The following is a 24,277-nucleotide window of genomic DNA, read 5'->3' as shown; positions in this document are numbered from 1 at the left end:
TTGGTTTACTCCTGAGCTGATTTTTGCAGCATTGTAAAAACCAGCCAGGAGAGATGCCTGAGACAGCGTCCAGGTGAAACCGGGAAAATTTCTTAGTTTTGCGCGTCTCGGCAGCAAAAGGTGAGGCGCGTCACGCTTCGCGCGGTGCCTGCGCGTGCAAAAACGGCAGTAAAAGCAGGGCGGAGATGCCCGCCGCGATGGCGATCACCGCGAAGAACCCGCTCCAGTGCCAGATGTCGATCACCCGCGCCAGCGGCCAGCCGGAGAGCGATGCGCCAAGGTAGGCAAACAGCCCGACAAAGCCCGTCGCCGCGCCGGCCGCCTCTTTGTGGGAGCACTCCGCCGCCGCCATGCCGATCAGCATCTGCGGGCCAAAGACGAAAAATCCGATGGTGAAGAAGCACGCCGCCTGCATCACGTAGCTGGCGAACGGCATCAACCATAGTGAGCCGACGGAGAGCAAGATCCCGGCGGCAAAAATCAGGTTCATCGGGCCGCGGTTACCGTTGAACAGCTTGTCCGAGCCCCAGCCCGCCACCAGCGCGCCGATAAACCCGCCCAGCTCGAACATCGTCACCGCCGAGTTGGCGGTCACCAGATCCACGCCGAGCGTCTCGGACATGTACAGGTTGCCCCAGTCGTTGATGGCCGCGCGCACCACGTAGACCAGCACGTAGCAGAGCGACAGCAGCCAGATGTAGGGGTTTTTCAGCACGTATTTGGTGAGGATCTCCTGGCGGGACAGCCCGGCCCCTTCCTGCTGCTGGGCGATCTCCATCTCGTCGTGCCGCCAGTCGCCCACCGGTGGAAGGCCGACGGTTTGCGGCCTGTCGCGCAGGCGCCAGCAGAGGAACAGCCCGGCGACAATCGCCAGGCCACCGGCAATCATCATCCCCGCGCGCCAGCCGTAGTGCAGCGCCGCGGCACCCACCACCATCGGGATCAGCGCCCCGCCGACGTTATGCGCGGTGTTCCATATCGCCCACCAGCCGCCGCGCTCGTTGCGTGAGTACCAGGCGGTCAGCAGGCGGGCGCAGACCGGCGCGCCCCAGCCCTGGAAAAAGGCGTTCAGCGCCCACAGCAGGGCGAAGGCCCAGAGCGAGGTGGAGAAGCCAAACAGAATATTCACCACGCCGGTGGCGATCAGCCCGACGCCCATAAAATAACGCGCGTTGGAGCGATCGCTGACGATGCCGGAGAAGAACTTCGACAGGCCGTAGGTGATGTAAAACAGCGTCGCCAGCAGGCCGATGTCGGTGCGGGTCATCACGCCGCTCGCGAGGATCTCCGGCGCGGCGGCGTTGAAGCTTTTGCGGGTAAAGTAGAACAGCGCGTAGCCGAGCCAGATGGTAATCAGGATATGGCGACGCCAGTAGCGGTAGCGGGAGTCGATTTCCGCTTTGTTGCTTAGCGGGGCGGCGCTGGCGGGGGTTTTAAACATGATGCGTCCTTAACGGCAAACTGACGCTGACGCGCGTCCCGTGGGTGCAGGAGAGGCTCAGCGTGCCGCCAAGCGCCTTTACGCGCTCGCGCATGCCCGCCAGGCCAAAGCCCTGCTGGCCGGAGCCCGGCGGCAGGCCGCAGCCGTCGTCTTCAATTACCAGCATCAGGCGCTCGTCCTGCTGCCAGCCCTGGATCGTGACCGCGCTGGCACTGGCATGTTTGACGATATTGTTCAGCCCCTCCTGACAGACGCGGAACAGGGTTACGCGCTGGCCTTCGCTCAGCGCAGATTCGTTAATTCGCCAGTCGAGATGGCTGACAATGCCGCGGCTTTCCAGCTCCATCTCGCGCATCAGGGAGCGTACCGCCTGCTCCAGGGAGAGATCGTCAAGCTGGCGCGGGCGCAGCCGCCCTAACAGGCGACGAACGGAATCATAGACGCCCAGCGAAAGCTGTTCGATATGCGCCCCGCCCTGCTTCACGCCCGCGTTTTCTGCCGCCAGGCGCTGAACAATGCCCGCCTGGGTACGGATGGCGGTGATGGTCTGGCCGATGTCGTCGTGCAGCTCGCGGGCAACCTCTTGCCGCACGCTCTCTTCCGTCTCCAGCAGACGCTCCGCCAGACGGCGGTTGCGCGCCAGCTCGTTTTGCAGGGACTGGTTCAGCTCGCGCAGGCGCTGTATGCCCGCGCCGAGCAGCAACCCGGTCAGGCTCTGGGCCAGCAGGGAAAGCAGTAAATCTACAGGATGATCGTGCCAGGTCTGGCTGGCAATCAGCGCGATGGCGTTCATCAGCGTGGCGATCAATGCGCCCTGCCAGCCGTAGTGCCAGGCAAGGGCGATGATCGGCAGCGCCAGACAAAACGGCGTGAAGCGTGATAATTCAGCGGGGAGACCAAGCTGGAGCCACAGGCTCACCACAAACAGCAGCAGATACCAGATGAGATGCCGGGCGCGCCAGTTCACCGGCTGGGAGACCAGCGCCGGGCCGAGCGGCTGCCAGACAGTGCTTGTAAGATAATGCCAGATCACAAGGCAGGTCGGGGCCAGCGTCAGGCCGCCGGTAAGGGTCAGCAGCAGGGCGTTAAGCACCTCCTTTTCACCCACCCACGGCAGGGACTGCAACAGCGCGGCGGCAATTAGCGCCGCCCCCTGACGCAGCAGCGTGCGCCAGTCGCGCTGGTGACGGTAGCGGGAAATCAGGGCGACCGGGATAAGCGTGAGCAGGCTTCCGGTCATCAATAACGGCAGATGCGCCAGCGCCACTTCCTGCGCCAGCCAGATCAGCATCAGCCACTCTGCGCCCAGCAGCACCGGCCAGTAGCCGCGCGGGCATTGCAGCATCAGCCCCAGACGCAGGCCAAAGGGGAACAGCAGCACCGCCAGCTCCGGGCGTTCCACCAGATGCAGGCTGATACTCCACAGGCAGAACCACGCGGCGGAGAAGATAAAAAAGCTGGCGACAACGGCGATCAGCCGCGAAAAAAGGGAGTTCATTGCCAGCTGTCAAACATACGGCGCGCCAGCTCGACATCGTTACTGACGTTGAGTTTTTCCATCAGGTTGGCGCGATGAACGTGAACGGTCTTTGGCGACAATCCCAGCTCTACGGCAATCTCTTTCACCGACATGCCCTGGGCAAGTTTCTCTGCCACCTGACGCTCGCGTCTGGTGAGTGGATCCTGCCGTCCCGCCGCCAGCTTGATGGCGATATCCGGCGTCAGGTAGCAGCCGCCGGTGGAGACGGTGCGCACGGCGGCGATCAGCTCATCCGGGCTACAGCGTTTTGAGAGGAACCCGCGCGCCCCCGCGTTGAGCGCCTGCTCGACCAGCGCCGGGCTGTCGTGGACCGAGAGCATAATGGTCGCCATTCCTTTCGGCAGCTGGCTTAACAGCTCAAGCCCGGAGAGATCCGGCATTGAGATATCGCAGATACAGACCTGCACCCCGCGCCCCGGCAGGCCCGCCAGCGCCTCGCGACCGGAGCCAAACTCGGCCACGACCTGGAAATCCGGTTCGAGGTTGAGAAGCTGGGCAAAGCCAGAGCGGACGATAAGGTGGTCGTCAATAAGGGCGATGGTGGTCATGTGTGTTCCTGCGGTCTGAAAAAGCCGGATGGCGCTGCGCTTATCCGGCCTACAAGAGCGAAAGACGCTTACCTTAAGCGATCTATTCGAAGAACACCGCAATTTTGTTAAACATGGTGGGATCGGACTGGTTGCGCGCCACGTTGGTGACGTCTTCCAGCTTGTCGATCTGCGCTATCATCTGCTCCAGACGCTGGTCGTCGTTGACCAGTAGCCAGATGCGGCTGTGCTCGCTGCCCTGAATCGGCAGGCAGAGAATGCCTTCCACGTTAAATGCCCGGCGGGCAAACAGCCCGCAGACGTGGGTCATGACGCCAGGGTGGTTGCGGACGGTGAGTTCCAGAATGACGTTATCATGTTGTTTCTGCATGGCTTATTCTCCCACCATCTCAGTATTTGCCGCACCCGGCGGCACCATCGGATACACTTTTTGTTCAGGGTCGATACGCACGTGGATCAACGCCGGGCCAGGGCGAGAAATCGCATCCTGCAACGCCGCGTGGGCATCTTCTTCGGCGTTCAGATCGCAGGTGTGCAGGCCAAAACCAGCGGCAATCTGCATGAAGTTGATCATCCCCGGATAGGTCGCCGCAAACACGCCCTGCTTATAGAACAGGCTCTGCTGCTGGTGTACCAGACCCAGCGCCTCGTTGTTCATCAGAATGATTTTGACGTCTAACTGGTTTTCGGCCGCCGTCGCCATCTCCTGAATATTCATCATCAGGCTGCCGTCACCGGAGAAGCAGATCACCTTACGGTCCGGGTTGGCGAGCGCCGCGCCAACCGCTGCGGGCAGGCCGAAGCCCATGGTGCCAAGGCCGCCGGAGGTCAGCCACTGGCGCGGGCGGTTCAGCGGATACGCCTGGGCAGTCCACATCTGATGCTGGCCGACGTCGGTGGTGATAATCGCGCTGTCATCCACGCAGGCGGCAACAGCGTTGATAAGACCATAGTGGCTCAGCGGGTCGCCCTCGGTTGGGATAGCGCCCGGGAACTCGCGTTGCAGATCGGCCACCAGCTGGCGCCAGTCGGCGCGGTCGGTTGCCACCGTCTGCGGGATCAGCTGCGCCAGCACCTCGGCCACGTCGCCCTGGATCGCCACGTGCGGCTGCTTGATTTTACCCAGCTCGGCGCGGTCGATATCCACGTGAATGATTTTGGCGTTCGGGCAGAACTGCTCGGTTTTGCCAATCGCCCGGTCATCAAAACGCGCCCCCATAACTATCAGCAAATCCGCCTCTTGCAGGATGTAGTTGGTGCTGCGCGCGCCGTGCATGCCCAGCATCCCTAAAGATAATGGATGCGCTTTGGGCAGCATACCCAGCGCCATCAGGGTCATGGTGGTCGGCAGGTTGGCTTTTTCCGCAAACTGGCGGATTTCATCCGCGGCGTTGATCGCCCCGCCGCCCAGATACAGCACCGGGCGTTTGGCGGCGTTGATCATTGCCGCCGCATCGCGCACGCTCTCAGCGCTGAACTCCGGCGCGGGGGCACGCTCGCCCGGCTCCGGCAGAATGTCGATCTCGATCTCTGCGGTCTGGACATCCTTAGGAATGTCTATCCACACCGGGCCCGGGCGGCCAGACTGCGCAATGCGGAACGCATCGCTGATAACCTGAGGCAGCTCGCTGATATCGCGAACTAAATAGTTATGTTTGGTGATGGGGATAGAGATGCCGTAGGTATCGACCTCCTGGAACGCATCGGTGCCGATCATCGAGGACGGCACCTGGCCGGTAATGCAGATCAGCGGAATGGAGTCGAGACGCGCGTCGGCGATGGCGGTCACCAGGTTAGTGGCGCCCGGCCCGCTACAGGCCATACAGACCGCCGGTTTACCCTGGGTACGCGCCATGCCCTGGGCGATAAAGCCTGCGCCCTGCTCGTGGCGCGCCAGCACGTGGCGGATCTGTGTGCTTTGGCTTAACGCATCATACAGCGGCAGCACGGTCCCACCCGGGATGCCCGCAACGGTGGTGATGCCCTGTCGTTCCAGTAAATGAACAATCAGCTGCGCGCCTGTAAAACGCGTCTTGGTGGATGTTGTGCCCGAACTTGCCATGCTCCAGTCCTTTTCTTCTGAGCCAGCCTTCCGGGGAGGGTCCTAAACGAAAAACCCCGCCCGGTTTGCGCCGGCGGGGTTTTGGATTCGTGTGTTGATCCAGTCCCTACGGCGCATTGCCGACGACCACCACCACACGCACGACGACCACTGCGGCAGGTTGCGCAGTTTTTAGTAGGGTCGAAGTGAAGATGGATGAAGTCATTGGGGACCTGTGTTTGGAATCATTGATTGAATTTATACAAACACAGGTTTTCGGGCGTGACAATGGAAATATTTTCATCTGCGCAAAAATGCGTCAGGGATCACGTTTCGTTTGTTGGGTGGTGACACTCAATAAAGGGTTTTTACTCACTCAATAAATAACGCAGGTGATACCCCAAATCTGGCCGCCAGCTTTTTAATATGGTTCAGGGTAAGCTGTCTCTGACCATTCAGAACCCGTGAAACCATCGATTTACTACCAATTTCATCCTTAAAATCCGATATCGTCAGATTGTATTGATCCATCAAGGTTCTTAAAACTGCAATTCCGACGGGAACGGACTCCATCTCCTTGCGTAATGCGACTATCTCTGGCCGATTAGCTTCGTAACGGCTAATTCTGGCGCACACAATATCCAGCAAGGGGCTATTGGGCTCGTTCATAAGGAGATACTCAACCAGCTCAAGCGCATCCTTATAATCTTTCTCGCTCGGCTGTTCACCCAGTAAAGGAACGGCCGCAACAAGGGCGTGCGTAGCTTTCATTGCATCAGCGACGATCATCATTTCTTCCCCTTAGTGCGATGTTTCTCCGTAAAACGGTCATATTCCTTATGAGTAAAAACATGGCGCACATAAAACTTTTGGCTTTCAAAGAAGATGAGAGCCACTACTCTGAGATTGTTATTTGCAATATCAATAACATAATGCTTATCAAGATACTTGAAGTTATCCAGCGTTGGGAAAAGTTTTCTCAGTGCAGCGGGCGTCGGGCAGTGGCTCTTTTCAATAACTCGTCCTAAAAAGAGAAGCTCTTCTCTGTGTTGTGGGAACTGGCTTACCGCATCCAAAATTGCCTTCATTGAGATTAAATGCATCCTGCTTGCCTGCCGCGTCCATTGCCATTATGGCAACGATAACACCTGTTGCCAATAAGTCAACGAAGGGTACTATTTTCACTTCGTCAGAAAACAAAAAACCCCGCCTAAGCGAGGTTTTTATCAGGGTTTTGCGGTTGGTTGCCGCAGAACACACTGTGTTACGTCAACGCGAAAAGTATACGCGATCGAAGACGAACGCGCAATTCCGGCACGGATTTTGACGTTTTTGAGTATGGATCGCCTTCCAAAATTTGTCCATAAAATACTGTTCATACATACAGTATTTATCTATACTGAGGGTGTTCGCAGTGAGCGAGGGGGCCGCAGTTTACCGGCGCAACGAAGTCCTGGCTGAAACGGGTGGTGCCGTCAGTGCCTTAACCCCTGAAGTGAGCACACTGTGTTACGTCAATCCAGGTGCTGGCCACAGGCGGCGGAAAGGTACGCCAGCATCGTGCTCCTTTTAACCAAAAGGAGACGCGTATGAGCGTCGTGGATATGGTCATACTTGTCCTCAAACTCATTGTTGCTGTATTGCAACTGCTTGATGCTGTCCTGAAATACGTTCGGTGATTCAGGTTCAAGTCGCACCTGAGAGGGGCGGGCAACCGCCCCTCTTTAATAACGAGGGAATGCTATGTCGCGTCTGTTAATTGAGCCTGTTACGCCTGATGAACCGGGCTATATCGCCCTGAAGGCGGAGAGTATCGCGTTGAATTTCAATATGCTGCGCAGGCTGGAAGAGAACTGGCAGCGGGGTGAAAACCGCTTTAACGCGCCGGGTGAAAAGCTGCTGGGGGCGTTTCTTAACGGCAGGCTGGTGGGCGTGTGCGGCCTCAACCGCGATCCGTTCAGCCAGCAGCCGCGCGCCGGACGTATTCGTCATCTCTACGTCAGCGAAAAGTGCCGTGGGCAGGGCATTGGCAAACAACTTTTGACCGTGGTGATGGCGGATGCCAGCATCTGGTTTGATTTTCTTAATACCCATGCGCCGGAAACCGCGTACGGATTTTACCATCGGGCGGGCTTCAGGCTGGTGTCAGACGAACCCCGGGTGACGCACCGCCTTTTTTGCGCAGTGTAAGCGGCTGGCAGCATCGACGGGTGAATGTTACAGTTGGATGACATTTCACCAACCGATACGCCATGACCATCACCGTTTTCTGCATTTTACTGTTCGCCGCACTGCTGCATGCCAGCTGGAACGCCATCGTTAAAGCCGGAACGGATAAACTCTACTCGGCGATCGGAGTCAGCGGTTCAGCCGCGCTTATTGCCCTGATTTTACTGCCCTTCTCTCCTCAGCCAACTGCCGCAAGCTGGCCATATTTGTTCGTCTCCTGTGCGTTACAGGTGGTGTATACGGTACTGGTGGCAAAAACTTATCAGGTCTCCGACATGAGCCAGACCTACCCCCTTATGCGCGGGACGGCCCCTCTGCTGGTGGCGCTGATCAGCGTAATGGTGCTCGGGGATCATCTCTCCTGGCTTGCGTGGTCCGGCATCGGGGTCATTTGTCTGTCGATTCTGGCGATGGCGATGAACGGCCGCATGCAGTCACGCAAGGGGATCTGGCTGGCGCTGCTGAACGCCTGTTTTATCGCCGGGTATACCCTGGTGGACGGCACCGGTGTGCGACTCTCGGACACTGCGCTGGGCTACACGCTCTGGACCTTCTTCATGAATGGTTTCTGTCTGCTGAGCTGGGCAATGGTGGCGCGGCGTCGCGAAGCGTCCAGCTACCTGCGCCTGCACTGGAAAAAAGGGCTGCTCGGCGGCGTCGGGACGATGGGATCTTACGGTCTGGCACTCTGGGCGATGACCCAGGCACCGCTGGCTGTGGTCGCCGCACTGCGTGAAACCTCTATTCTCTTCGGCGCATTAATCGCATTTGTGCTTTTAAAAGAGAAGGTTGCCGGCCTGCGCATCGCGGCGGCACTGGGTATTGCTGCCGGTGCGATCCTGCTGCGCCTGGCGTAATTCGCTGGCAACATTAGTTGCCGATCTTGTTTACAAATCATGCCTTCACGTCTTCTGTCATTCATCACAGTAATGCTTAAATTGTCATCTCTCTGTGGTAGATTCCTCGCGCATTTATGGGAATGCATAGTCACTTATTCTTCATTTATCTCTTTTGGCAAAAGTATTCAGCGACATGAAAAAGCAACGGAACGTGAACTTATTGTTGATGCTGGTGTTACTGGTGGCCGTCGGGCAGATGGCGCAAACCATCTACATTCCGGCGATTGCCGATATGGCAAAAGATCTGAGCGTCCGCGAAGGTGCAGTCCAGAGCGTGATGGCAGCCTATCTGCTAACCTATGGCGTTTCACAGCTGGTTTATGGTCCCCTGTCCGATCGCGTCGGGCGTCGTCCGGTCATTCTGGTGGGCATGAGCATTTTCATGGTAGCGACGATGATCGCCATTACCACTCACAGCCTGACCGTCCTGATTGCCGCCAGCGCCCTTCAGGGTGTGGGCACCGGCGTCGGCGGGGTTATGGCGCGTACCCTGCCGCGTGATATGTACCAGGGCACACAGCTTCGCCACGCCAACAGTCTGTTAAATATGGGTATTCTGGTCAGCCCGCTGCTGGCCCCGCTGATTGGGGGTCTGCTGGACACCGTCTGGTCCTGGCGCGCCTGTTATGCCTTCCTGCTGGTGCTGTGCATTATTGTCACCTTCAGCATGGGGCGCTGGATGCCGGAAACCCGCCCAAAAGACGCGCCGCGCACGAAGCTCATCGCCAGCTACAAAACGCTGTTCGGTAATGGGTCCTTTACCTGTTATCTGTTGATGCTAATCGGCGGACTGGCGGGCATTGCGGTGTTTGAAGCCTGTTCCGGCGTGCTGCTGGGCGCGGGCCTTGGCCTGAGCAGTATGGTGGTGAGTATTCTGTTTATTCTGCCGATCCCGGCGGCGTTCTTCGGCGCATGGTTCGCCGGACGTCCGAACAAGCGTTTCTCCACCCTGATGTGGCAGTCGGTGATCAGCTGTCTGCTGGCCGGGCTGATGATGTGGATCCCGGGGCTGTTTGACGTGATGTCGGTCTGGACGTTGCTCATCCCGGCAGCGCTGTTCTTCTTCGGCGCGGGCATGCTGTTTCCCCTCGCCACCAGCGGCGCGATGGAGCCGTTCCCGTTCCTCGCAGGCACGGCAGGCGCGCTGGTGGGCGGTTTGCAGAACATCGGTTCCGGCGCGCTGGCCTGGCTTTCGGCTATGATGCCGCAGACCGGGCAGGCGAGTTTAGGCTTGCTGATGACCCTGATGGGGCTGCTGATTTTGCTGTGCTGGCTGCCGCTGGCGTCGCGTGTCTCGCATCACGAACAGCCGGTTTAACCGCATGATGGCCCGGCTTCTCGCCGGGCTTTTCACAGACGGGCGCAATCATCGCCTGCAATAGCCGCTCTGGGGCAGGCCGCCACGCCCCCTCTTCCCCGTCATAAAACTGAACATCGGCGTTTATCGCATACGGGATGTTGGCATGTTGCAGCTCGCACGCCATAAACGTGGCAAACGCCATCTGCGAGGCGGTTGGCGTCAGGCTTTTCGATTCGCCCCCCCCCCAGCCGCCAACCCAGCTCACATGCCCGGTTTTTTGTTGCCAGTGCAGCGCGGCGTTGATTCGGTTACGGATAGCCGCTTTCTCAGCCGCAGTTCCGGACGTCCACGGGTATTTACCGTTCGTTTTCAGCGGACCCCAGGGGAAAATATGCCACTCCGCCAGCAGGTAATTCTGGCTGTGCGCGGGTAGCTTCAGGCTGGATAAATCCTCCGGCGCGGCGCGCAGACGAGGGGCGATAAAAATCATGCGGCTGGCATCAATGGCGTGAATGTCTTTGATCGCTTTCTCATACACCCGGTTGAGCGAAGCAACGTTGTGGTTGAGCTTGTCCGCCGGTTCGTAGATCAGGTCAAAGCCCAGCAACGGCGAGCGCTGACCAAAATAGTGCGCCACGGCAATCCACCAGTTAATCACCTCTTTTTCGGTATCCGCTTTCGGGTCGTTTTTATATTCATCGGCCTGATAAGCGATGATGGGGATGACGCCGTATTGCTCGCAGGCCTCCACCAGCTTACGCAGGTGAATCAGCCGCGCTTCCGTCGGTTCGCCCGCCACCCGAATACGGACATGGTGTATGCCTTTCGCCTGAAAATCACGGACCACCAGCGGGTCGAATTCGCGGATACCGCGCTCGGTGCGTGCCCAGTCCACATCCATCCCGACGCCCAGCTGCTGCGCATAACGGGCAGCCGTCAGCGGCGGCTCAGCGGCAGTCGCCCAGCCGGAAGAGAGTAAGATCGCAGTGGCAATAAAAGGCTTTAACACGGTTTACCCTGGAAAAATCAAAAGCATTACCTGTATTTAGCACGCTTTTTCACATTTGGTGTAGAGCGAAAGCGTAATAATTCTTCAACCCGCCAGCTCTCTTAGCCAGCCGATAAAGGCGTCAATTTTCGGCCACTGACGGCCGGGAAGCGTTGAGACGTAATAATGCTGATGGCACTTGAGGGTTTCCCCATCAAAGGGTGCGATCAACTCCCCCCGTTCGAGACGTTTTTGCACCAGCCGCTTTCTCCCCATCGCCACCCCGACATTACTCATGGCCGCGATAATGGCTAAATCAGAACGATCGAAGCCAATACCCGATGATAACGGCATATTCACCGCGTAATGCTGCGCCCAGCTCAGCCACTCATCCGTACCGGAATCATTGCTCCAGGCCTGACGGTCATGCAGTAACGTGCAGTGGCTGAGGTTATGGGGGTTTTTCAGCAGTTCATGCTCCCGGGCATACGCCGGCGAGCAGACGGGCAAAATCTCTTCATCCATCAAAAAGTGATGAGAAAGGTGGTTTGGCGGCGTATCGTCGAAATAGAGCGCCAGATCGATGCCGGTTCGCTGCATGTTGACGTAATCATTACCAGTCAGAATAGTAAGTGAAATCGACGGGTAGCGGCGGGTAAAATCCCCCAGCATCGGCACCAGCCAGCACTGGGCGATCGACGGCCGGGAGTACACCGTTAGCGTACCTGACAGCGCCTGGTTTTTAATGTCCAGGATCTCCTGATTCAGGGTGTCGAGGGACGATTTCAGCGTCCAGTAAACGCGCTTGCCTTCCTGCGTCAGCTCCACTTTACGGTGTGAGCGGACAAACAGCTGAATGCCCAGCTCCTCTTCCAGCAGGTTAATGCGGTGGCTCACCGCGCTGGGGCTGAGCAACAGCTCCGCCGCCGCCAGGGCGAAGGACTCATGCCGGGCAGCCACTTCAAAGGTGTACATTTTCGACAGCTGCCAGCCGTTTAACAGCCGGTTTCTGCCTTCATTCGCATCGGTCATCACAATTCCCACACGTAATTTCTGCGTTCAGCATACCGCTCAAGAATGAATTTATGTGAACCAACGGCAAAATAAGTGCGCTTTTTAGAGTCCAGTCACTCAGTTGATCCAATCTGGCTCATCTGAACGCCAATTTATATCGTTTGTCAGCCCAAGCCGTTTTTTCGTCCAATATCCCCAGATGACATAAGGGTGAGGTGAGATATGGGATCTCAGGTCTGGGTTGTGGCAACGCTGCTTGTCAGCATCGTGTTGATTGTTTTAACCATCGTAAAACTGAAGTTTCACCCGTTCCTCGCGCTGCTGCTGGCAAGCTTTTTCGTTGGCGCGATGATGGGAATGAGTCCGCTGGATATGGTTAACGCCTTTGAGAGCGGGATTGGCGGTACGCTGGGCTTCCTGGCGGCGGTTATCGGTCTTGGCACTATTCTCGGCAAAATGATGGAAGTCTCCGGCGCGGCAGAGCGCATCGGGATTACGTTGCAGCGCTGCCGCTGGCTGTCGGCGGACGTGATTATGGTCCTGGTCGGCCTGATCTGCGGCATTACGCTGTTTGTTGAAGTGGGCGTGGTACTGCTGATCCCGCTGGCGTTTTCCATCGCCAAAAAGACCAACACGTCGCTACTCAAGCTGGCCATTCCGCTCTGTACCGCACTAATGGCAGTGCACTGCGTGGTGCCTCCGCATCCGGCCGCACTATTTGTCACCAACAAATTAGGGGCGGACGTCGGGACGGTGATTGTCTACGGTCTGATGGTGGGCCTGATGGCGTCTCTGGTTGGTGGCCCGCTGTTCCTGAAGCTGCTCGGCAACCATCTGCCCTATAAGCCGGTTCCGGCGGAATTTTCAGACCTGAAGGTGCGGGAAGAGCACACTCTGCCGTCGCTGGGCGCCACGCTGTTCACCGTGCTGCTGCCGATTGCCCTGATGCTGGTGAAAACCATTGCCGAGCTGAACATGGCAAAAGAAGGCTCGCTGTATACCCTGCTGGAGTTTATCGGCAACCCCATCACCGCGATGTTTATCGCCGTGTTTGTCGCCTATTACCTGCTGGGGATCCGCCAGCACATGGGCATGGGCGCAATGCTGACCCATACGGAGCACGGCTTTGGCTCTATCGCCAACATTTTGCTGATTATCGGTGCGGGCGGGGCGTTCAACGCCATCCTTAAAACCAGTGGTCTGGCGGAGACGCTGGCGCATATTCTCTCGAACCTGCATATGCACCCTATCCTTCTCGCCTGGCTGGTGGCACTGGTGCTGCACGCCGCCGTGGGTTCGGCAACGGTAGCGATGATGGGTGCCACGGCGATAGTGGCGCCGATGCTGCCGCTCTACCCGAACGTAAGCCCGGAGATCATCACCATTGCCATCGGGTCCGGCGCTATTGGCTGCACGATCGTGACCGACTCTCTCTTCTGGCTGGTGAAGCAGTATTGCGGCGCGACCCTGAATGAGACCTTCAAATACTATACGACGGCGACGTTTATCGCCTCGGTGCTTGCACTTGGCGGCACATTCCTGCTTTCTTTCATTATCTGAGCGCGAAGAGACGTATTATGGAAAACGCAACTATCACTACTTTAACCGCACAGTTTCCTCTGGTTGAGGATCTGATTGCCCTGAAAGAAACCACCTGGCTTAACCCGCGCACCACGACGCTGGCGGAAGGATTGCCGTATGTCGGGCTGACGAAAGCCGACGTAGACGACGCGCACGCGCGCCTGAAACGCTTCGCGCCGTATCTGGCGAAAGCGTTCCCGGAAACGGCGGCAACGGGCGGGATTATCGAATCCGACCTGGTCGCGATCCCGGCGATGCAGGCGCGGCTGGAGAAAGAATTTGCGAAGCCTGTTACAGGCACGCTGCTGCTGAAAAAAGACAGCCATCTGCCGATTTCCGGCTCGATCAAAGCGCGCGGCGGCATCTATGAGGTGCTGACCCATGCGGAGAAACTGGCGCTGGAAGCCGGGTTGCTGAGCGTTGAAGACGACTACAGCGTTCTGCTGGAGCCGCGCTTTAAGGACTTCTTCAGCCAGTACAGCATCGCGGTGGGCTCAACCGGCAACCTGGGGATGTCCATCGGCATTATGAGCGCACGCATTGGCTTTAAGGTGACCGTGCATATGTCCGCCGACGCCCGCGAGTGGAAGAAAGCCAAACTGCGCAGCCACGGCGTGATCGTCGTTGAATATGAGCAGGATTACGGCGTGGCGGTGGAGCAGGGACGCAAAGCGGCGGAAAGCGATCCGAACTGCTTCTTTATTGACGATGAGAATTCACGCACGCTGTTCCTGGGCTATGCGGTTGCTGGCGAGCGCCTGAAGGCGCAGTTTATCGAACAGGGCCGCGTGGTGGATGCCGATCATCCTCTGTACGTCTATCTGCCGTGCGGCGTCGGCGGCGGCCCCGGCGGCGTGGCTTTTGGCCTGAAGCTGGCCTTTGGCGATAACGTCCACTGCTTCTTTGCGGAGCCAACGCACTCACCGTGCATGCTGCTGGGCGTTTATACCGGGCTGCACGATGAAATCGCCGTGCAGGACCTGGGTATTGATAACGTGACGGCGGCGGACGGTCTGGCGGTAGGACGTGCCTCCGGCTTCGTGGGCCGCGCGATGGAGCGCCTGCTCGACGGGTTCTATACCCTCTCCGATCAAAGCATGTACGACATGCTCGGCTGGCTGGCGCAGGAGGAAAGGATTCGCCTGGAGCCGTCGGCGCTGGCGGGGATGGCCGGGTCGCTGCGCGTCGATGCCGATGAGAACGTTACCCACCTGGTGTGGGCGACCGGCGGCGGCATGGTGCCGGAAGACGAGATGGCGAAATATTTAGCGAAAGGGAAGTAATTATGCCGGGTGGCGGCTGCGCCTTACCCGGCCTACAGGTGCAAAATTTGTTGAATGTGGGTTACCGCAAACAGCAGTGACAACGACAGCACGGCCAGGGCGATGAGGAACTTATCCCGCACCGCTTTCGGCTGCGCAAAGTCGTTCTGCGACACGTCCATCAGGTTACGGCTGCGGGTGTAGCGCCATAAAATGATGGCTACCAGCGCCAGCACAACAATGGAGATCCAGAATGGCGCCCCCGTGCGGTGCCAGTTGTGCTTAATGGCAAGAGCGATCAGCGCGCCATACCCCAGCAGCGTGCGCAGCCAGGCCAGCGAGGTTCGCTCTGGCTGAAGGCCGGGGTCCGCTTCCCGCCGCGCTTTGCGGCTATCCGGCATACAGCACCAGTAACATCACTACGCCCGCAACCATCAGCAAAATCGTACTAATAATGAGCAAGCCGCGCGTGTAGGGGAGATCCTGCTTCAGACGCATCGCCTTTTCATTTCTCAGCCAGCGCAGATAGCCATAAATCGCCAGCACGCCGGCAATCAGGCACAGTAGCAGGGCCAGCACTTCGCGAATCAACGGGGTGGCAAAATCGGGGGCGAGCTGATCAAGGCCGACGCCTGCGGCCAGAAAGCCCAGGGCGGTGCGGATCCATGCTAAGAACGTGCGTTCGTTAGCCAGTGAGAAGCGGTAGTCCGGTGCTTCACCGAGGCGGGAAATGTTCATGAAAGTTCCTTGTCGTGCTGCATGCAGGCTTCAGCATAGCGTAATTCAGCCAGGACAAGGAGACCGGCATCAGGCGATGCCGGTCAGAAAGATTAGTGCAGCTCTGGCCAGTAATCCTTATTCGCTTCAATCAGATCGTCCAGAATCGCCTTCGCCACCGATGCGCTCGGTACGGTTTTCGACAGGGTAATCGCCTGCCAGAGTTTCTGATACGAGCGCTGCTCCCAGGCGTCCACCACCAGTTTTTCCACCGCCACCTGCTGGCTCATGAGTCCTTTCTGGAAGTGCGGAATATCACCCACGGTCAGCGGCTCCGGTCCGTTGTGGCCGACCAGACAAGGGATTTCTACCATCGCGTCAGCGTCAAAGTTATGGATAGCCCCATTGTTAGGCACAATCAGCAGCATGCGTTCCTGGGTGTTAAAGGCAATCGCGGTCGCCAGATCGACGATGTACGACGCATGTTCGTCAATTTCCAGTTCACCGGCAGAAGAATGACCGGCTTCGATAATCGCCCGACATGAACTGAATACATGCTTCTCACGGTGATCCATCACTTCATTGGCGCGGGTACGCTCCGGATTGGAATGGGCGACCACATAGTCCGGGAACAGGTAATACTTCAGGTAGGTGTTCGGCATGGTGTCCGGATCCAGCGCCTGTACGTCTTTGGCCTTGGCGAAGGTATCGTTCCAGCTCGCTTCAGTATGCACATCTTCCGAAGGCGGAACATAACCGTTTTTCGCCACGTATTCGCGCAGCTTCGGCATCAGATCGTTGCCGTTCTGATCTTCAATCGACGTCCACCAGCCGAAGTGGTTCAGACCGTAGTAGCGCACGCGCATCTCTTTGCGGTCTTTCAGGCCGACGATTTGCGCCATACGCCCTTCAATGCCGATCGGCATATCGCAGATGTTGAGGATTTTCGCGTTCGGACGCAGGCGGCGCGTGGCTTCCGCGACAATCGCCGCCGGGTTGGAGTAGTTCAACATCCACGCGTTCGGGGAGTACTGCTCCATGTAATCCACCAGCTCCAGCACGCCGCCGATGGAGCGCATGCCGTAGGAGATGCCGCCCGGCCCGCACGTTTCCTGGCCCAGCACGCCGTGGCGCAGCGGGATTTTTTCATCTTTTTCACGCATGGGATATTTGCCAACGCGAATATGCGCCATCACGAAATCCACATCGGTAAATGCCGCTTCAGGATCGGTGGTGTAACTAAATTCAATCTCCGGCGCCTGCTCCTTAAGGATGATTTTACACGCCTCGGCGATGATCTCCTGACGTGCTCCGTCATTGTCATAGAACTTCAGCGCACGCAGCGGGAAACGGTCACGGTTGGCTAACAGCATCAGGACGATACCAGGCGTGAATGTACTGCCGCCGCCTGCAATAACAACTGAGAATTTTTTCATGATATAGCCTCTGTCAGAGTGGTTTGTTCGTTTGTTAAAGGGGTTTTCATCAGCGATTCCAGCTGGTCGCGCACCTGAGGAACGTGCAGACCGACAATCACCTGTATGCCGTTGCCGCGCCGCACCACACCGTGTGCGCCCAGGGCTTTGAATACGTCATCGCTTTGGGTTTTCGTCATATCCACCAGGGCGATACGCAGGCGGGTGGCGCAGTTATTGATACTTTCGATATTCGCTGCGCCGCCGAGCGCCTGTAAGAACCCAGCGGCCTGTCCGACCTGCTGGCTGGCTGCCGCCGGGGCGGTGGTTTGCCCACGAGCGGCCTTATAGTCGGCCTTGCTGTAGAGCTTGATTTCGCTCTCTTCCCGGCCCGGCGTTTTGAGATTCAGACGTTCGATAAGCGTTCTGAAGACCACGAAGTAGATCCCGGTGAAGCAGAGGCCGATGCCAATCTGGGTGAATACCGTCGAGGCGTGGTTATGGAACATCGGGATCCAGTTTTGCGGCAGGAACTGGTCCAGCAGACCGCCGCCCATGTTCCCCACCACCCCGAAGATATACATCACCGTCGCCATCGTTGCGGCCAGCACGGCGTGGATGGCAAACAGCAACGGCGAGATAAACAGGAAGGTGAACTCCAGCGGTTCGGTAATGCCCACCAGCACGGCGGTAAGCGTGGCCGGAATCAGCAGACCTGCCACTTTGACGCGGTTCTCCGGTGACGCGGTATACCAGATAGCCAACGCAATACCGACTGAGCCAAACACCTTAGAGTTGCCGTGCAGCGCGAATCCGCCCTCCGGGAACAGCGTTTTAAGCGGCACAGTGCTCTGGCTGAATTCCTGAAGGTGCTGTGCCCAGTAGACCTGAATGCCGCCTTCTACCGCAGCCGGGCCGAAGATAAACGGACCGTAGACAAAGTGGTGTAATCCGGTTGGGATCAGAATGCGTTCCAGGAAGGTATAAACCCATACGCCCAGCGCGCCAGCGGTACGTAGAAAGGCCTGCAACGACTCAATGCCCATCTGCACTTTCGGCCAGCCCAGCAGCGTCAGCCAGGCGCAGGGGATCATCACGAAGAACGCGAGGATAACGACAAACGAGGTGCCCTGGAAAATCCCCAGAAAGACCGGCAACGGCTTGTCGAAAAATCGGTTGTGGATGGCGGTGACGAGCCCGGAAATGATAATCGCCCCGATGATGCTGGTATCAAGCGTTTTGATTCCGGCAATCATCGCCAGCCCGCTGCCGGCAGTGGGTTCAGCAGAGAAGTCGACGCCAAAGAAGTGACCCCAGGTCATCCCCATCGCATTGATAAAATAGTTCCAGGTCAGGAAGCTAATCAGCACCGCCAGACAGGCGCGGCCCTGCGCCTGCTTTGCCAGGCCAATCGGTAAGCCGACAGCAAAAATCAGCGGCATATTACGGAACACCGCCCAGCCGCCCTCTTCGATGATGTGAACAATTTGCGCGAACAGATTATCAGGCGCGGTTAAGGCCTCACCGACAAACAGCGGATTGCGAAGCATGATGGCGATCCCAACCACGATCCCGGCAAAGGGAAACAGCAAAACCGGGGTGAACATGGCGCCGCCAAAACGTTGTATTTGACTGAGCATTTTTAAATCCTCATGAAACAACCTGTAGGGGATAGAGGCCTTTATGGTTTTTTACTGGCCTGAGGTGAGCATAAGAAGTTACTGATGCGGGAACATGGCGTGCCGCTGCGATTCGTGATCGCATTCATGGTTTTAATTTGACCAATCAGGTCTACTTTTTAAACCAAACATGGACAAGTTAAGACGTATTCCACGCCATGATGTGCGCAGAGAGGTCTACTGGTGATCTACAAATCAATTGCCGATCGGCTACGGCTGCGGCTGAATTCTTCGGACTACAACATTGGCAGTCCGTTACCCGGAGAAAAAGCGCTGGCAAAGGAGTTTGGCGTAGCCCGGATGACCGTCCGCAAAGCGCTGGATCTGCTGGTAAGCTGGGGGCTGGTTGAACGTCGACACGGTAGCGGGACGTTCGTGGCGCGCAAAGACGTTCATCATGAAACGACTAACCTGACTGGGCTGGTGGAGGTATTGCGCCAGCAGGGGAAAGAAGTGCAAAGCAAGGTGTTGCAGTTTGAAGTGATGCCCGCGCCGCCCGCCATCGCCAGCCAGCTGCGGATTCAGGTTGATGAGCGGATCTATTTTTCAAGGCGGGTGCGTTACGTGGACGGAAAACCGCTGATGCTGGAGGACAGCTTTATGCCGGTGAAGCTGTTCCGCAATCTTTCCCTGGCGCATCTCGAAGGGTCTAAGTTTGATTACATCGAGAAGGAGTGTGGGATCACCATCAGCGGCAACTACGAGAGCCTGACGCCGGTGCTGGCTGATAAACAGCTGGCCGGTTATATGAATGTGCCGGAACAGACGCCGCTGCTGCGCATCACTTCCCTTTCCTACAGCGACAGCGGCGAGTTCCTCAATTATTCCGTGATGTTCCGGAACACAAGCGATTACCAGGTGGACTACCATCTGCGGCGTATCCACCCGGAAGACTTATTAGCCCATCCCCCAGAATAGCACCGCCAGTAGCTGCGGGGTGATGATGCGCAGAAACATCACCAGCGGATAAACCGTGGCGTAGGATAACGCCGCCGCGCCGCTGGTGGCGTGCAGGTTATTGGCGAACGCCAGCGCGGGCGGATCGGTCATGGAACCGGCCAGCATGCCGCACAGCGTGAGATAGTTCATTTTAGCGAACATACGCGCCAATAATCCGACAGTTATCAGTGGGATAGCGGTAATAAATATGCCGTATCCTACCCAGCTCATCCCTTCGCCGTTCACCAGAGTATCGACAAAATCGCCGCCGGATTTCAGCCCCACCACCGCCAGAAACAGCACGATGCCCAACTCCCGCAGCGCCAGGTTAGCGCTCGGCGGCATAAACCAGTAGAGCTTACCGATGGAGCCGATACGCCCGAGGATCAGCGCCATAATGAGCGGCCCGCCTGCCAGACCCAACTTCAGTGCTACCGGGAAGCCGGGCACGTACAGGGGGATGGAGCCAAGCATGACGCCAAGCCCGACGCCGATAAAGACCGGCAGCATCTGCACCTGCTGGAGTTTTTGCTGGGCGTTGCCCACCATGTCTGCTACGGCATCAATAGATGAAGGACGCCCGACGAGGTTGAGAATATCACCGAATTGCAGGCTGGCATCCTGGCTGGCCACCAGCTCGACACCGGCGCGGTTAAGCCGGGAGATCACCACGTCATAACGCTCTTTAACCTGCAAATCGCGTATTTTCTTGCCCAGAACCTTCTCATTGGTCACTACCACGCGCTCCACGCGCATGTCCGTTCCACGGGTTGAGAGTGAGGTATCCACCTCCTGACCGATCACCAGCCGGGCATTGTTTAAATCCGCCGGTTGCCCTACCAGATGCAGGAGATCGCCGTGCTGAATAAGGGTATCCGGTGAAGGCACCATCAGCGTGTCATCACGTTTCAGGCGGGAACAGATAATGGTCGCGCTGTTCAGAATGGGAACATCCTGAATCGCCATATTGTTCAGATTAGGGTTTTCGACGCGAATGTTGATGGTTTTAATGAGCGCATGGCCGTTGGTAAGCGTGCTTTCATGCTCCTTCGCCTCCTGTCCAACGTTAACGCGGAACAGCACGCGCACCAGCCACATCGAGAGCAAAATACCGCAAATGCCAAACGGATAGGCCATGGCGTAGCTCATCCCCATCTGATCGACGACATCAGCAGGGATACCCAGATCGCGCAGAATTTGCTGGCCCGCCCCGAGCGCGGGCGTATTCGTGACGGCGCCGGAGAAGATGCCCAGCACAACGGGCAGCGGAATCGCGAAGAGTTTATGCAGAATGGCGGTAACCAGCCCACCCATCACGACGATGCCGAAGGCAAAGAGATTAAGGCGTAAACCGGAGACGCGCAGGGAAGCGAAGAAGCCCGGCCCCACCTGAATACCGATGGTATACACAAAGAGGATCAGGCCGAACTCCTGGATGAAATGCAGCATATCGGCGCTGAGCACCCACCCAAGCTGGTCGGCAAAATGGCCGACAAAAATCCCGCCGAACAGCACCCCGCCAATCCCAAACCCGACGCCGCGGATTTTGATATTCCCCAGCCATAGCCCCACTACCGCGACAAGGGCCAACACGCTGACGGTTAACGCGATATCACTCATGTTCCACATCCTGTGTATAACCTTAGTTATGATAAGGATTCTCTCAGAACTGGCGGCGGTTGTATGGGCGATGGCGCACATAAAAGCCGAAGGTAAACGCAAAACGGTCACCCGAAGGTGACCGTTTTTAGTGTTTGCACCCTCTCCCACAGGGAGAGGGTCGGGGTGAGGGCACCAGCCCGCACACGATTAGCTATTCAACGCCGGGCGTTCGCTAATGGCGATGCGCTGAGGCGCAATGGCTTCCGGCACGTTACGGGTGAGGTCAATGTTCAGCAGCCCGTTAGTGAACGTCGCGCCAGAAACTTCCATATGGTCTGCCAGGGTAAAGCTCAGGCTAAACGGCTGAGTGACAAGCCCCTGATGCAGCCATTTGGTCTCGGTGTCTGGTTTTTCCGGTGACCCTTTCACGGTCAGGCGCGCACCCTCAAGCTGGATGTCGAGATCTTCCTGGCGGAACCCGGCCAGCGCAAGCGTGATGCGGTAGTGGTTATCATCGCTTTTTTCGATGTTGTACGGCGGAAAGGTCTGCTGTTCGGTTGCGCTTTGCAGCGCGTTAGCCAGTTTGTCAAAACCGATCCACTGACGCAGCAGGGGGGAAAAATCATAGTTACGCATACTAAATCTCCTTCTGAGAAGCGAGTTCGGCACAGTTTAATTTTGTGCACAGTTGTACCTGCAAACCCTTGCGGATTCGCATATGCTCCCTTTACGGCAAGCAATTTCAGGTGGGCCGCAGCCGCGACCCGCTTAATTAATTGATTTCGATACGACGCGGTTTTTTCTCTTCCGGAATCACACGTTCCAGTTCGATAAACAGCAGGCCGTTCACCAGGTTCGCGCCCTTGACGTGGATGTTCTCAGCCAGCTGGAACTTGCGTTCAAAGTTACGCTCTGCGATACCCTGGTAGAGGTAGGTTCGTTCTTTCTGCTCGCCCGCATGGGAGCCTTTCACCACCAGCAGATTGTCCTGCGCGGTGATCTCCAGTTCGCTCTCTGCGAAACCGGCAACAGCAATCGCAATGCGATAGTGGTTTTCGTCAACCAGTTCAACGTTGTAAGGAGGATAGCCGTTGCTCTGGCTCTGGTTGTTTTCTAAGTGGTTGAACAGACGATCAAAACCAATGGCAGAACGGTATAGCGGAGAGAGATCGAAATTACGCATAGATAAATGCTCCTGAAATCAGCGAGAAAATGTAGCCTTCCACCATGGACAGGCTTCTGCTTCCCCGAACACCCATCAGGCGTGTCCGTTATCGGGTTACATTCTTAAAATGGGTATGGATACGGCCTTTTCAAGCCTGTTGATGTGAGATTTTTTTGCACTTTGCTGGTTGTCGCATAGACTCAGGGGCACAGCACAAAGGGTTAAATTGCGATGGCGACCACAGTGCGGGAGTTTGGAGCTATCCATTTTGGACGCGCCTCGCTATAACCCTGAGTTGCAGGTCAATGCCGTGCTACTAATGATGACTGAGTGATGATGAGAAATGTTCTGATTAAGCTGGCGACGTTCAGCGGGGTTGTTTTACTTTGCGGGTGTTCGAGCGTGATGTCGCACACCGGCGGTAAAGAAGGAACATATCCGGGGACGCGCGCCAGTGCCGCAATGATCTCTGATGATGAGACAAACTGGGGTACCAAATCTCTGGCGATTCTTGATATGCCGTTTACGGCGGTTGCCGATACGCTTTTGCTGCCGTGGGATATGTTCCGCACCGACAGCTCAGTGCGTTCGCGCGTTGAGAAAAGCGAGCAGGAGACGCTGGCAACCAACTCCGTCATCCCGCCCGCAGCGATGCCTCCACGCTAATTCTGTGCGGTTTCCGTTAGCCACAGCTGGCGGAAACCGTCCTTCGCTTCCATCCATGCAATAAATCGTCCGTCCGGGGAAAACACCACAGCGTCAGCAGACGGCGGATTGCCATGATCGGAGGTCAAAAACGTCACCTCACCGGTCTGCGCATCGCAGCAGGCAATGCGGCTTTCGAGCACAAACCCAAGTGTGCGGCCAGAAGGATGCCAGTTAAAAGCCGACTGGATATCACTTTCACTGTGGGTCAGCTGGCGCGGCTCGCCGACCTCAGGGGAGATAAGCCACAGCTGCACAACGCCGTTATCGTCCCGCATTAAAAACGCAACCTGCGTCCCCTGTGGATTGCTGCGCACCCAGTGGCGCGGCACGTTCACCAGCCCCGGATACGCCTTCTGATGGGTGAAGGTAAGGCGGCGTTGCATGACGCCCGCAGGCGGCGCGGGCATTGTATCCGGCGTTCCCTGCAACGGCGCATCGCCCGCTCGTTTCCAGCCCTGCTCGTCTTTGGGAAGATCGACAATAAACAGTTCGGGCACTTTCTCGCCTTTCGCAGACACCGTATCGCCGATAAACGCCAGCCTGTCGTTGCCCACCCAGCCCTCTTCATAGGCGCGGTTGATCTCATCGCTGCCCGGTTTCGGGTTCGGCGTTGTACGGCTTACCAGTACGCTCCAGAAGGTGCCGGCATATTCCCGCGGATGGTTCCCCTGTGGGTTTACTGGGCCAAAAGGCGCCGCCACCCCGACGTTACGCAAATCCAGCTGCGGATCGCGCGCGTGCAGCACATGGTCGTTATAGGTAAAGCTGACGAACTGCCCGTTCGGGCTAAAAACGTGAACGTGGGTGCCGCCACGCAGCGCACCTGCCGTGTAAGGCGCGGTGATATCCATCGCATCAAGATTGCTCACCTGACCATTGTGCGCAATCACCCCCTGACGATGGTGAAAATCATACTGCCAGTCTGCATCCGGGTTTTTCGGGCCGTGGATAAAAACATATTTGTCCTGCGCCGGATGAACGGTTACCACGCCAACATGCGCGCCGTCAGTCGCACGGTAGATCGCCTCAACCTCGCCCGTACTAACATTGACCCGCTCAATGGTTTCACCGGTAAACGACGCGCCGGACGGGCGGACATCATAGACAAGCCACTGGCTGTCTGGCGTCCAGGTGTTGATGTTGGTGAGCTGGTGGTTGCGGGAAGCGAAGGTGATTTGTTTCATGAAAATACCCTGATGCGCGGTTATC

At 57.4% G+C, this 24,277-nt stretch carries 25 protein-coding genes, 1 pseudogene and 1 other annotated feature; of the genes and pseudogenes, 8 read left to right on the top strand and 18 right to left on the bottom strand.

The window, feature by feature from the left end:
• Nucleotides 1-130 precede the first annotated feature (130 nt).
• From SK53_RS17350 to SK53_RS17320, 8 genes are all read right to left on the bottom strand, one after another.
• A complete protein-coding gene (locus tag SK53_RS17350; RefSeq protein WP_003861050.1) occupies nucleotides 131-1,441 on the bottom strand; it encodes an MFS transporter in 1,311 nt (436 codons plus the stop codon).
• The gene (uhpB, locus tag SK53_RS17345) at nucleotides 1,434-2,939 is read right to left on the bottom strand and encodes a signal transduction histidine-protein kinase/phosphatase UhpB (protein ID WP_003861052.1); all 1,506 of its coding nucleotides are present in this window, start codon (nucleotides 2,937-2,939) and stop codon (nucleotides 1,434-1,436) included. The genes SK53_RS17350 and uhpB overlap by 8 nt, the downstream gene beginning before the upstream one ends.
• Nucleotides 2,936-3,529, bottom strand: a complete 594-nt coding sequence (uhpA, locus tag SK53_RS17340) for a transcriptional regulator UhpA (protein WP_003861054.1) — start codon at nucleotides 3,527-3,529, stop codon at nucleotides 2,936-2,938. The genes uhpB and uhpA overlap by 4 nt, the downstream gene beginning before the upstream one ends.
• A gap of 82 nt (nucleotides 3,530-3,611) precedes the next feature.
• Nucleotides 3,612-3,899, bottom strand: coding sequence for an acetolactate synthase small subunit (gene ilvN, locus SK53_RS17335; protein ID WP_003861055.1), 288 nt, complete (start codon nucleotides 3,897-3,899; stop codon nucleotides 3,612-3,614).
• Nucleotides 3,900-3,902: 3 nt separating this feature from the next.
• Nucleotides 3,903-5,591, bottom strand: coding sequence for an acetolactate synthase large subunit (gene ilvB / locus SK53_RS17330; protein ID WP_003861056.1), 1,689 nt, complete (start codon nucleotides 5,589-5,591; stop codon nucleotides 3,903-3,905).
• A gap of 106 nt (nucleotides 5,592-5,697) precedes the next feature.
• The gene (ivbL, locus tag SK53_RS23665) at nucleotides 5,698-5,796 is read right to left on the bottom strand and encodes an ilvB operon leader peptide IvbL (protein WP_057979964.1); all 99 of its coding nucleotides are present in this window, start codon (nucleotides 5,794-5,796) and stop codon (nucleotides 5,698-5,700) included.
• A 146-nt stretch (nucleotides 5,797-5,942) separates the two neighbouring features.
• Nucleotides 5,943-6,362, bottom strand: a complete 420-nt coding sequence (locus SK53_RS17325; RefSeq protein WP_023323924.1) for a helix-turn-helix domain-containing protein — start codon at nucleotides 6,360-6,362, stop codon at nucleotides 5,943-5,945.
• Nucleotides 6,359-6,673 (bottom strand): type II toxin-antitoxin system HigB family toxin, encoded by a 315-nt coding sequence (locus tag SK53_RS17320; RefSeq protein WP_023302825.1) that lies wholly within the window; start codon nucleotides 6,671-6,673, stop codon nucleotides 6,359-6,361. Before SK53_RS17320 ends, SK53_RS17325 begins: the two co-directional genes overlap by 4 nt.
• A gap of 486 nt (nucleotides 6,674-7,159) precedes the next feature.
• Between SK53_RS17320 and tisB the strand changes: the two genes are divergently transcribed.
• The 4 genes from tisB (at nucleotide 7,160) to emrD (ending at nucleotide 10,016) form a co-directional block, all read left to right on the top strand.
• Nucleotides 7,160-7,249 (top strand): type I toxin-antitoxin system toxin TisB, encoded by a 90-nt coding sequence (gene tisB / locus SK53_RS24080; RefSeq protein WP_017383683.1) that lies wholly within the window; start codon nucleotides 7,160-7,162, stop codon nucleotides 7,247-7,249.
• Nucleotides 7,250-7,313: 64 nt separating this feature from the next.
• Entirely contained in the window at nucleotides 7,314-7,760 is a 447-nt protein-coding gene (locus tag SK53_RS17310; RefSeq protein WP_003861064.1) for a GNAT family N-acetyltransferase, read from the top strand.
• A gap of 62 nt (nucleotides 7,761-7,822) precedes the next feature.
• Nucleotides 7,823-8,656, top strand: coding sequence for a DMT family transporter (locus SK53_RS17305; RefSeq protein ID WP_023323922.1), 834 nt, complete (start codon nucleotides 7,823-7,825; stop codon nucleotides 8,654-8,656).
• A gap of 175 nt (nucleotides 8,657-8,831) precedes the next feature.
• Nucleotides 8,832-10,016 (top strand): multidrug efflux MFS transporter EmrD, encoded by a 1,185-nt coding sequence (emrD, locus tag SK53_RS17300; RefSeq protein WP_003861070.1) that lies wholly within the window; start codon nucleotides 8,832-8,834, stop codon nucleotides 10,014-10,016.
• On the opposite strand, the pseudogene SK53_RS22950 reads toward emrD, so the two are convergent.
• Together SK53_RS22950 and dsdC are read right to left on the bottom strand one after the other, a co-directional pair.
• Nucleotides 9,922-11,007: pseudogene (locus tag SK53_RS22950) on the bottom strand (cellulase family glycosylhydrolase); the annotation flags it as partial. The gene emrD and the pseudogene SK53_RS22950 sit on opposite strands and share 95 nt — an antisense overlap.
• 84 nt (nucleotides 11,008-11,091) lie before the next feature.
• On the bottom strand, nucleotides 11,092-12,018 hold the full coding sequence (gene dsdC, locus SK53_RS17295; protein WP_048209875.1) for a DNA-binding transcriptional regulator DsdC: 927 nt from the start codon (nucleotides 12,016-12,018) through the stop codon (nucleotides 11,092-11,094).
• 204 nt (nucleotides 12,019-12,222) lie between these two features.
• On the opposite strand from dsdC, the gene dsdX reads away from it, so the two are divergent.
• Nucleotides 12,223-13,560: a D-serine transporter DsdX gene (gene dsdX, locus SK53_RS17290; protein ID WP_048209833.1), complete on the top strand. Its 1,338-nt coding sequence runs from the start codon at nucleotides 12,223-12,225 to the stop codon at nucleotides 13,558-13,560.
• Between the two features lie 17 nt (nucleotides 13,561-13,577).
• Complete coding sequence (gene dsdA / locus SK53_RS17285) at nucleotides 13,578-14,864, top strand: D-serine ammonia-lyase (RefSeq protein ID WP_048209832.1); 1,287 nt, start codon at nucleotides 13,578-13,580, stop codon at nucleotides 14,862-14,864.
• A 32-nt stretch (nucleotides 14,865-14,896) separates the two neighbouring features.
• On the opposite strand, the gene SK53_RS17280 is transcribed toward dsdA, so the two are convergent.
• The 4 genes from SK53_RS17280 to SK53_RS17265 all read right to left on the bottom strand — a co-directional run bounded on the left by SK53_RS17280 (nucleotide 14,897) and on the right by SK53_RS17265 (nucleotide 18,615).
• Nucleotides 14,897-15,244 carry a DUF202 domain-containing protein gene (locus SK53_RS17280; RefSeq protein ID WP_022650092.1) on the bottom strand — a complete coding sequence of 116 codons (348 nt, stop codon included), beginning with the start codon at nucleotides 15,242-15,244 and terminating at the stop codon, nucleotides 14,897-14,899.
• Entirely contained in the window at nucleotides 15,234-15,581 is a 348-nt protein-coding gene (locus tag SK53_RS17275; RefSeq protein ID WP_003861080.1) for a YidH family protein, read from the bottom strand. Before SK53_RS17275 ends, SK53_RS17280 begins: the two co-directional genes overlap by 11 nt.
• 92 nt (nucleotides 15,582-15,673) lie before the next feature.
• The gene (locus SK53_RS17270; protein WP_003861082.1) at nucleotides 15,674-16,996 is read right to left on the bottom strand and encodes a 6-phospho-alpha-glucosidase; all 1,323 of its coding nucleotides are present in this window, start codon (nucleotides 16,994-16,996) and stop codon (nucleotides 15,674-15,676) included.
• A complete protein-coding gene (locus SK53_RS17265) occupies nucleotides 16,993-18,615 on the bottom strand; it encodes an alpha-glucoside-specific PTS transporter subunit IIBC (protein ID WP_022650091.1) in 1,623 nt (540 codons plus the stop codon). The genes SK53_RS17270 and SK53_RS17265 overlap by 4 nt, the downstream gene beginning before the upstream one ends.
• A gap of 222 nt (nucleotides 18,616-18,837) precedes the next feature.
• Here SK53_RS17265 and SK53_RS17260 point away from each other — a divergent pair, with 222 nt between their 5' ends.
• The gene (locus SK53_RS17260) at nucleotides 18,838-19,572 is read left to right on the top strand and encodes a GntR family transcriptional regulator (protein ID WP_003861087.1); all 735 of its coding nucleotides are present in this window, start codon (nucleotides 18,838-18,840) and stop codon (nucleotides 19,570-19,572) included.
• Here the strand turns inward: SK53_RS17260 and SK53_RS17255 are convergent.
• The 3 genes from SK53_RS17255 to ibpA form a co-directional block, all read right to left on the bottom strand.
• Nucleotides 19,552-21,213 carry a putative transporter gene (locus SK53_RS17255; RefSeq protein ID WP_022650090.1) on the bottom strand — a complete coding sequence of 554 codons (1,662 nt, stop codon included), beginning with the start codon at nucleotides 21,211-21,213 and terminating at the stop codon, nucleotides 19,552-19,554. The genes SK53_RS17260 and SK53_RS17255 overlap by 21 nt on opposite strands.
• A gap of 189 nt (nucleotides 21,214-21,402) precedes the next feature.
• Nucleotides 21,403-21,831, bottom strand: coding sequence for a small heat shock chaperone IbpB (gene ibpB, locus SK53_RS17250; protein WP_003861091.1), 429 nt, complete (start codon nucleotides 21,829-21,831; stop codon nucleotides 21,403-21,405).
• Between the two features lie 136 nt (nucleotides 21,832-21,967).
• Entirely contained in the window at nucleotides 21,968-22,378 is a 411-nt protein-coding gene (gene ibpA, locus SK53_RS17245; RefSeq protein ID WP_003861094.1) for a small heat shock chaperone IbpA, read from the bottom strand.
• Nucleotides 22,372-22,446, bottom strand: a sequence feature (ROSE (Repression Of Heat Shock gene Expression) occurs in the 5'-region of heat shock genes and acts as an RNA thermometer to modulate expression.). Its footprint overlaps the gene before it by 7 nt.
• A 247-nt stretch (nucleotides 22,447-22,693) precedes the next feature.
• Between ibpA and SK53_RS17240 the strand changes: the two genes are divergently transcribed.
• Entirely contained in the window at nucleotides 22,694-23,026 is a 333-nt protein-coding gene (locus SK53_RS17240; RefSeq protein WP_003861096.1) for a YceK/YidQ family lipoprotein, read from the top strand.
• On the opposite strand, the gene SK53_RS17235 is transcribed toward SK53_RS17240, so the two are convergent.
• Nucleotides 23,023-24,252 (bottom strand): DUF3748 domain-containing protein, encoded by a 1,230-nt coding sequence (locus tag SK53_RS17235; protein ID WP_075262542.1) that lies wholly within the window; start codon nucleotides 24,250-24,252, stop codon nucleotides 23,023-23,025. The genes SK53_RS17240 and SK53_RS17235 overlap by 4 nt on opposite strands.
• Nucleotides 24,253-24,277 lie beyond the last annotated feature (25 nt).

Origin of the sequence: Enterobacter sp. MGH119, assembly GCF_001037675.1 — a bacterium.
Classification (GTDB): Bacteria; Pseudomonadota; Gammaproteobacteria; order Enterobacterales; family Enterobacteriaceae; genus Enterobacter; species Enterobacter hormaechei_C.
Note: the sequence above shows the minus strand (reverse complement) of the source record. Positions and strands in the feature narration are given on the sequence as shown.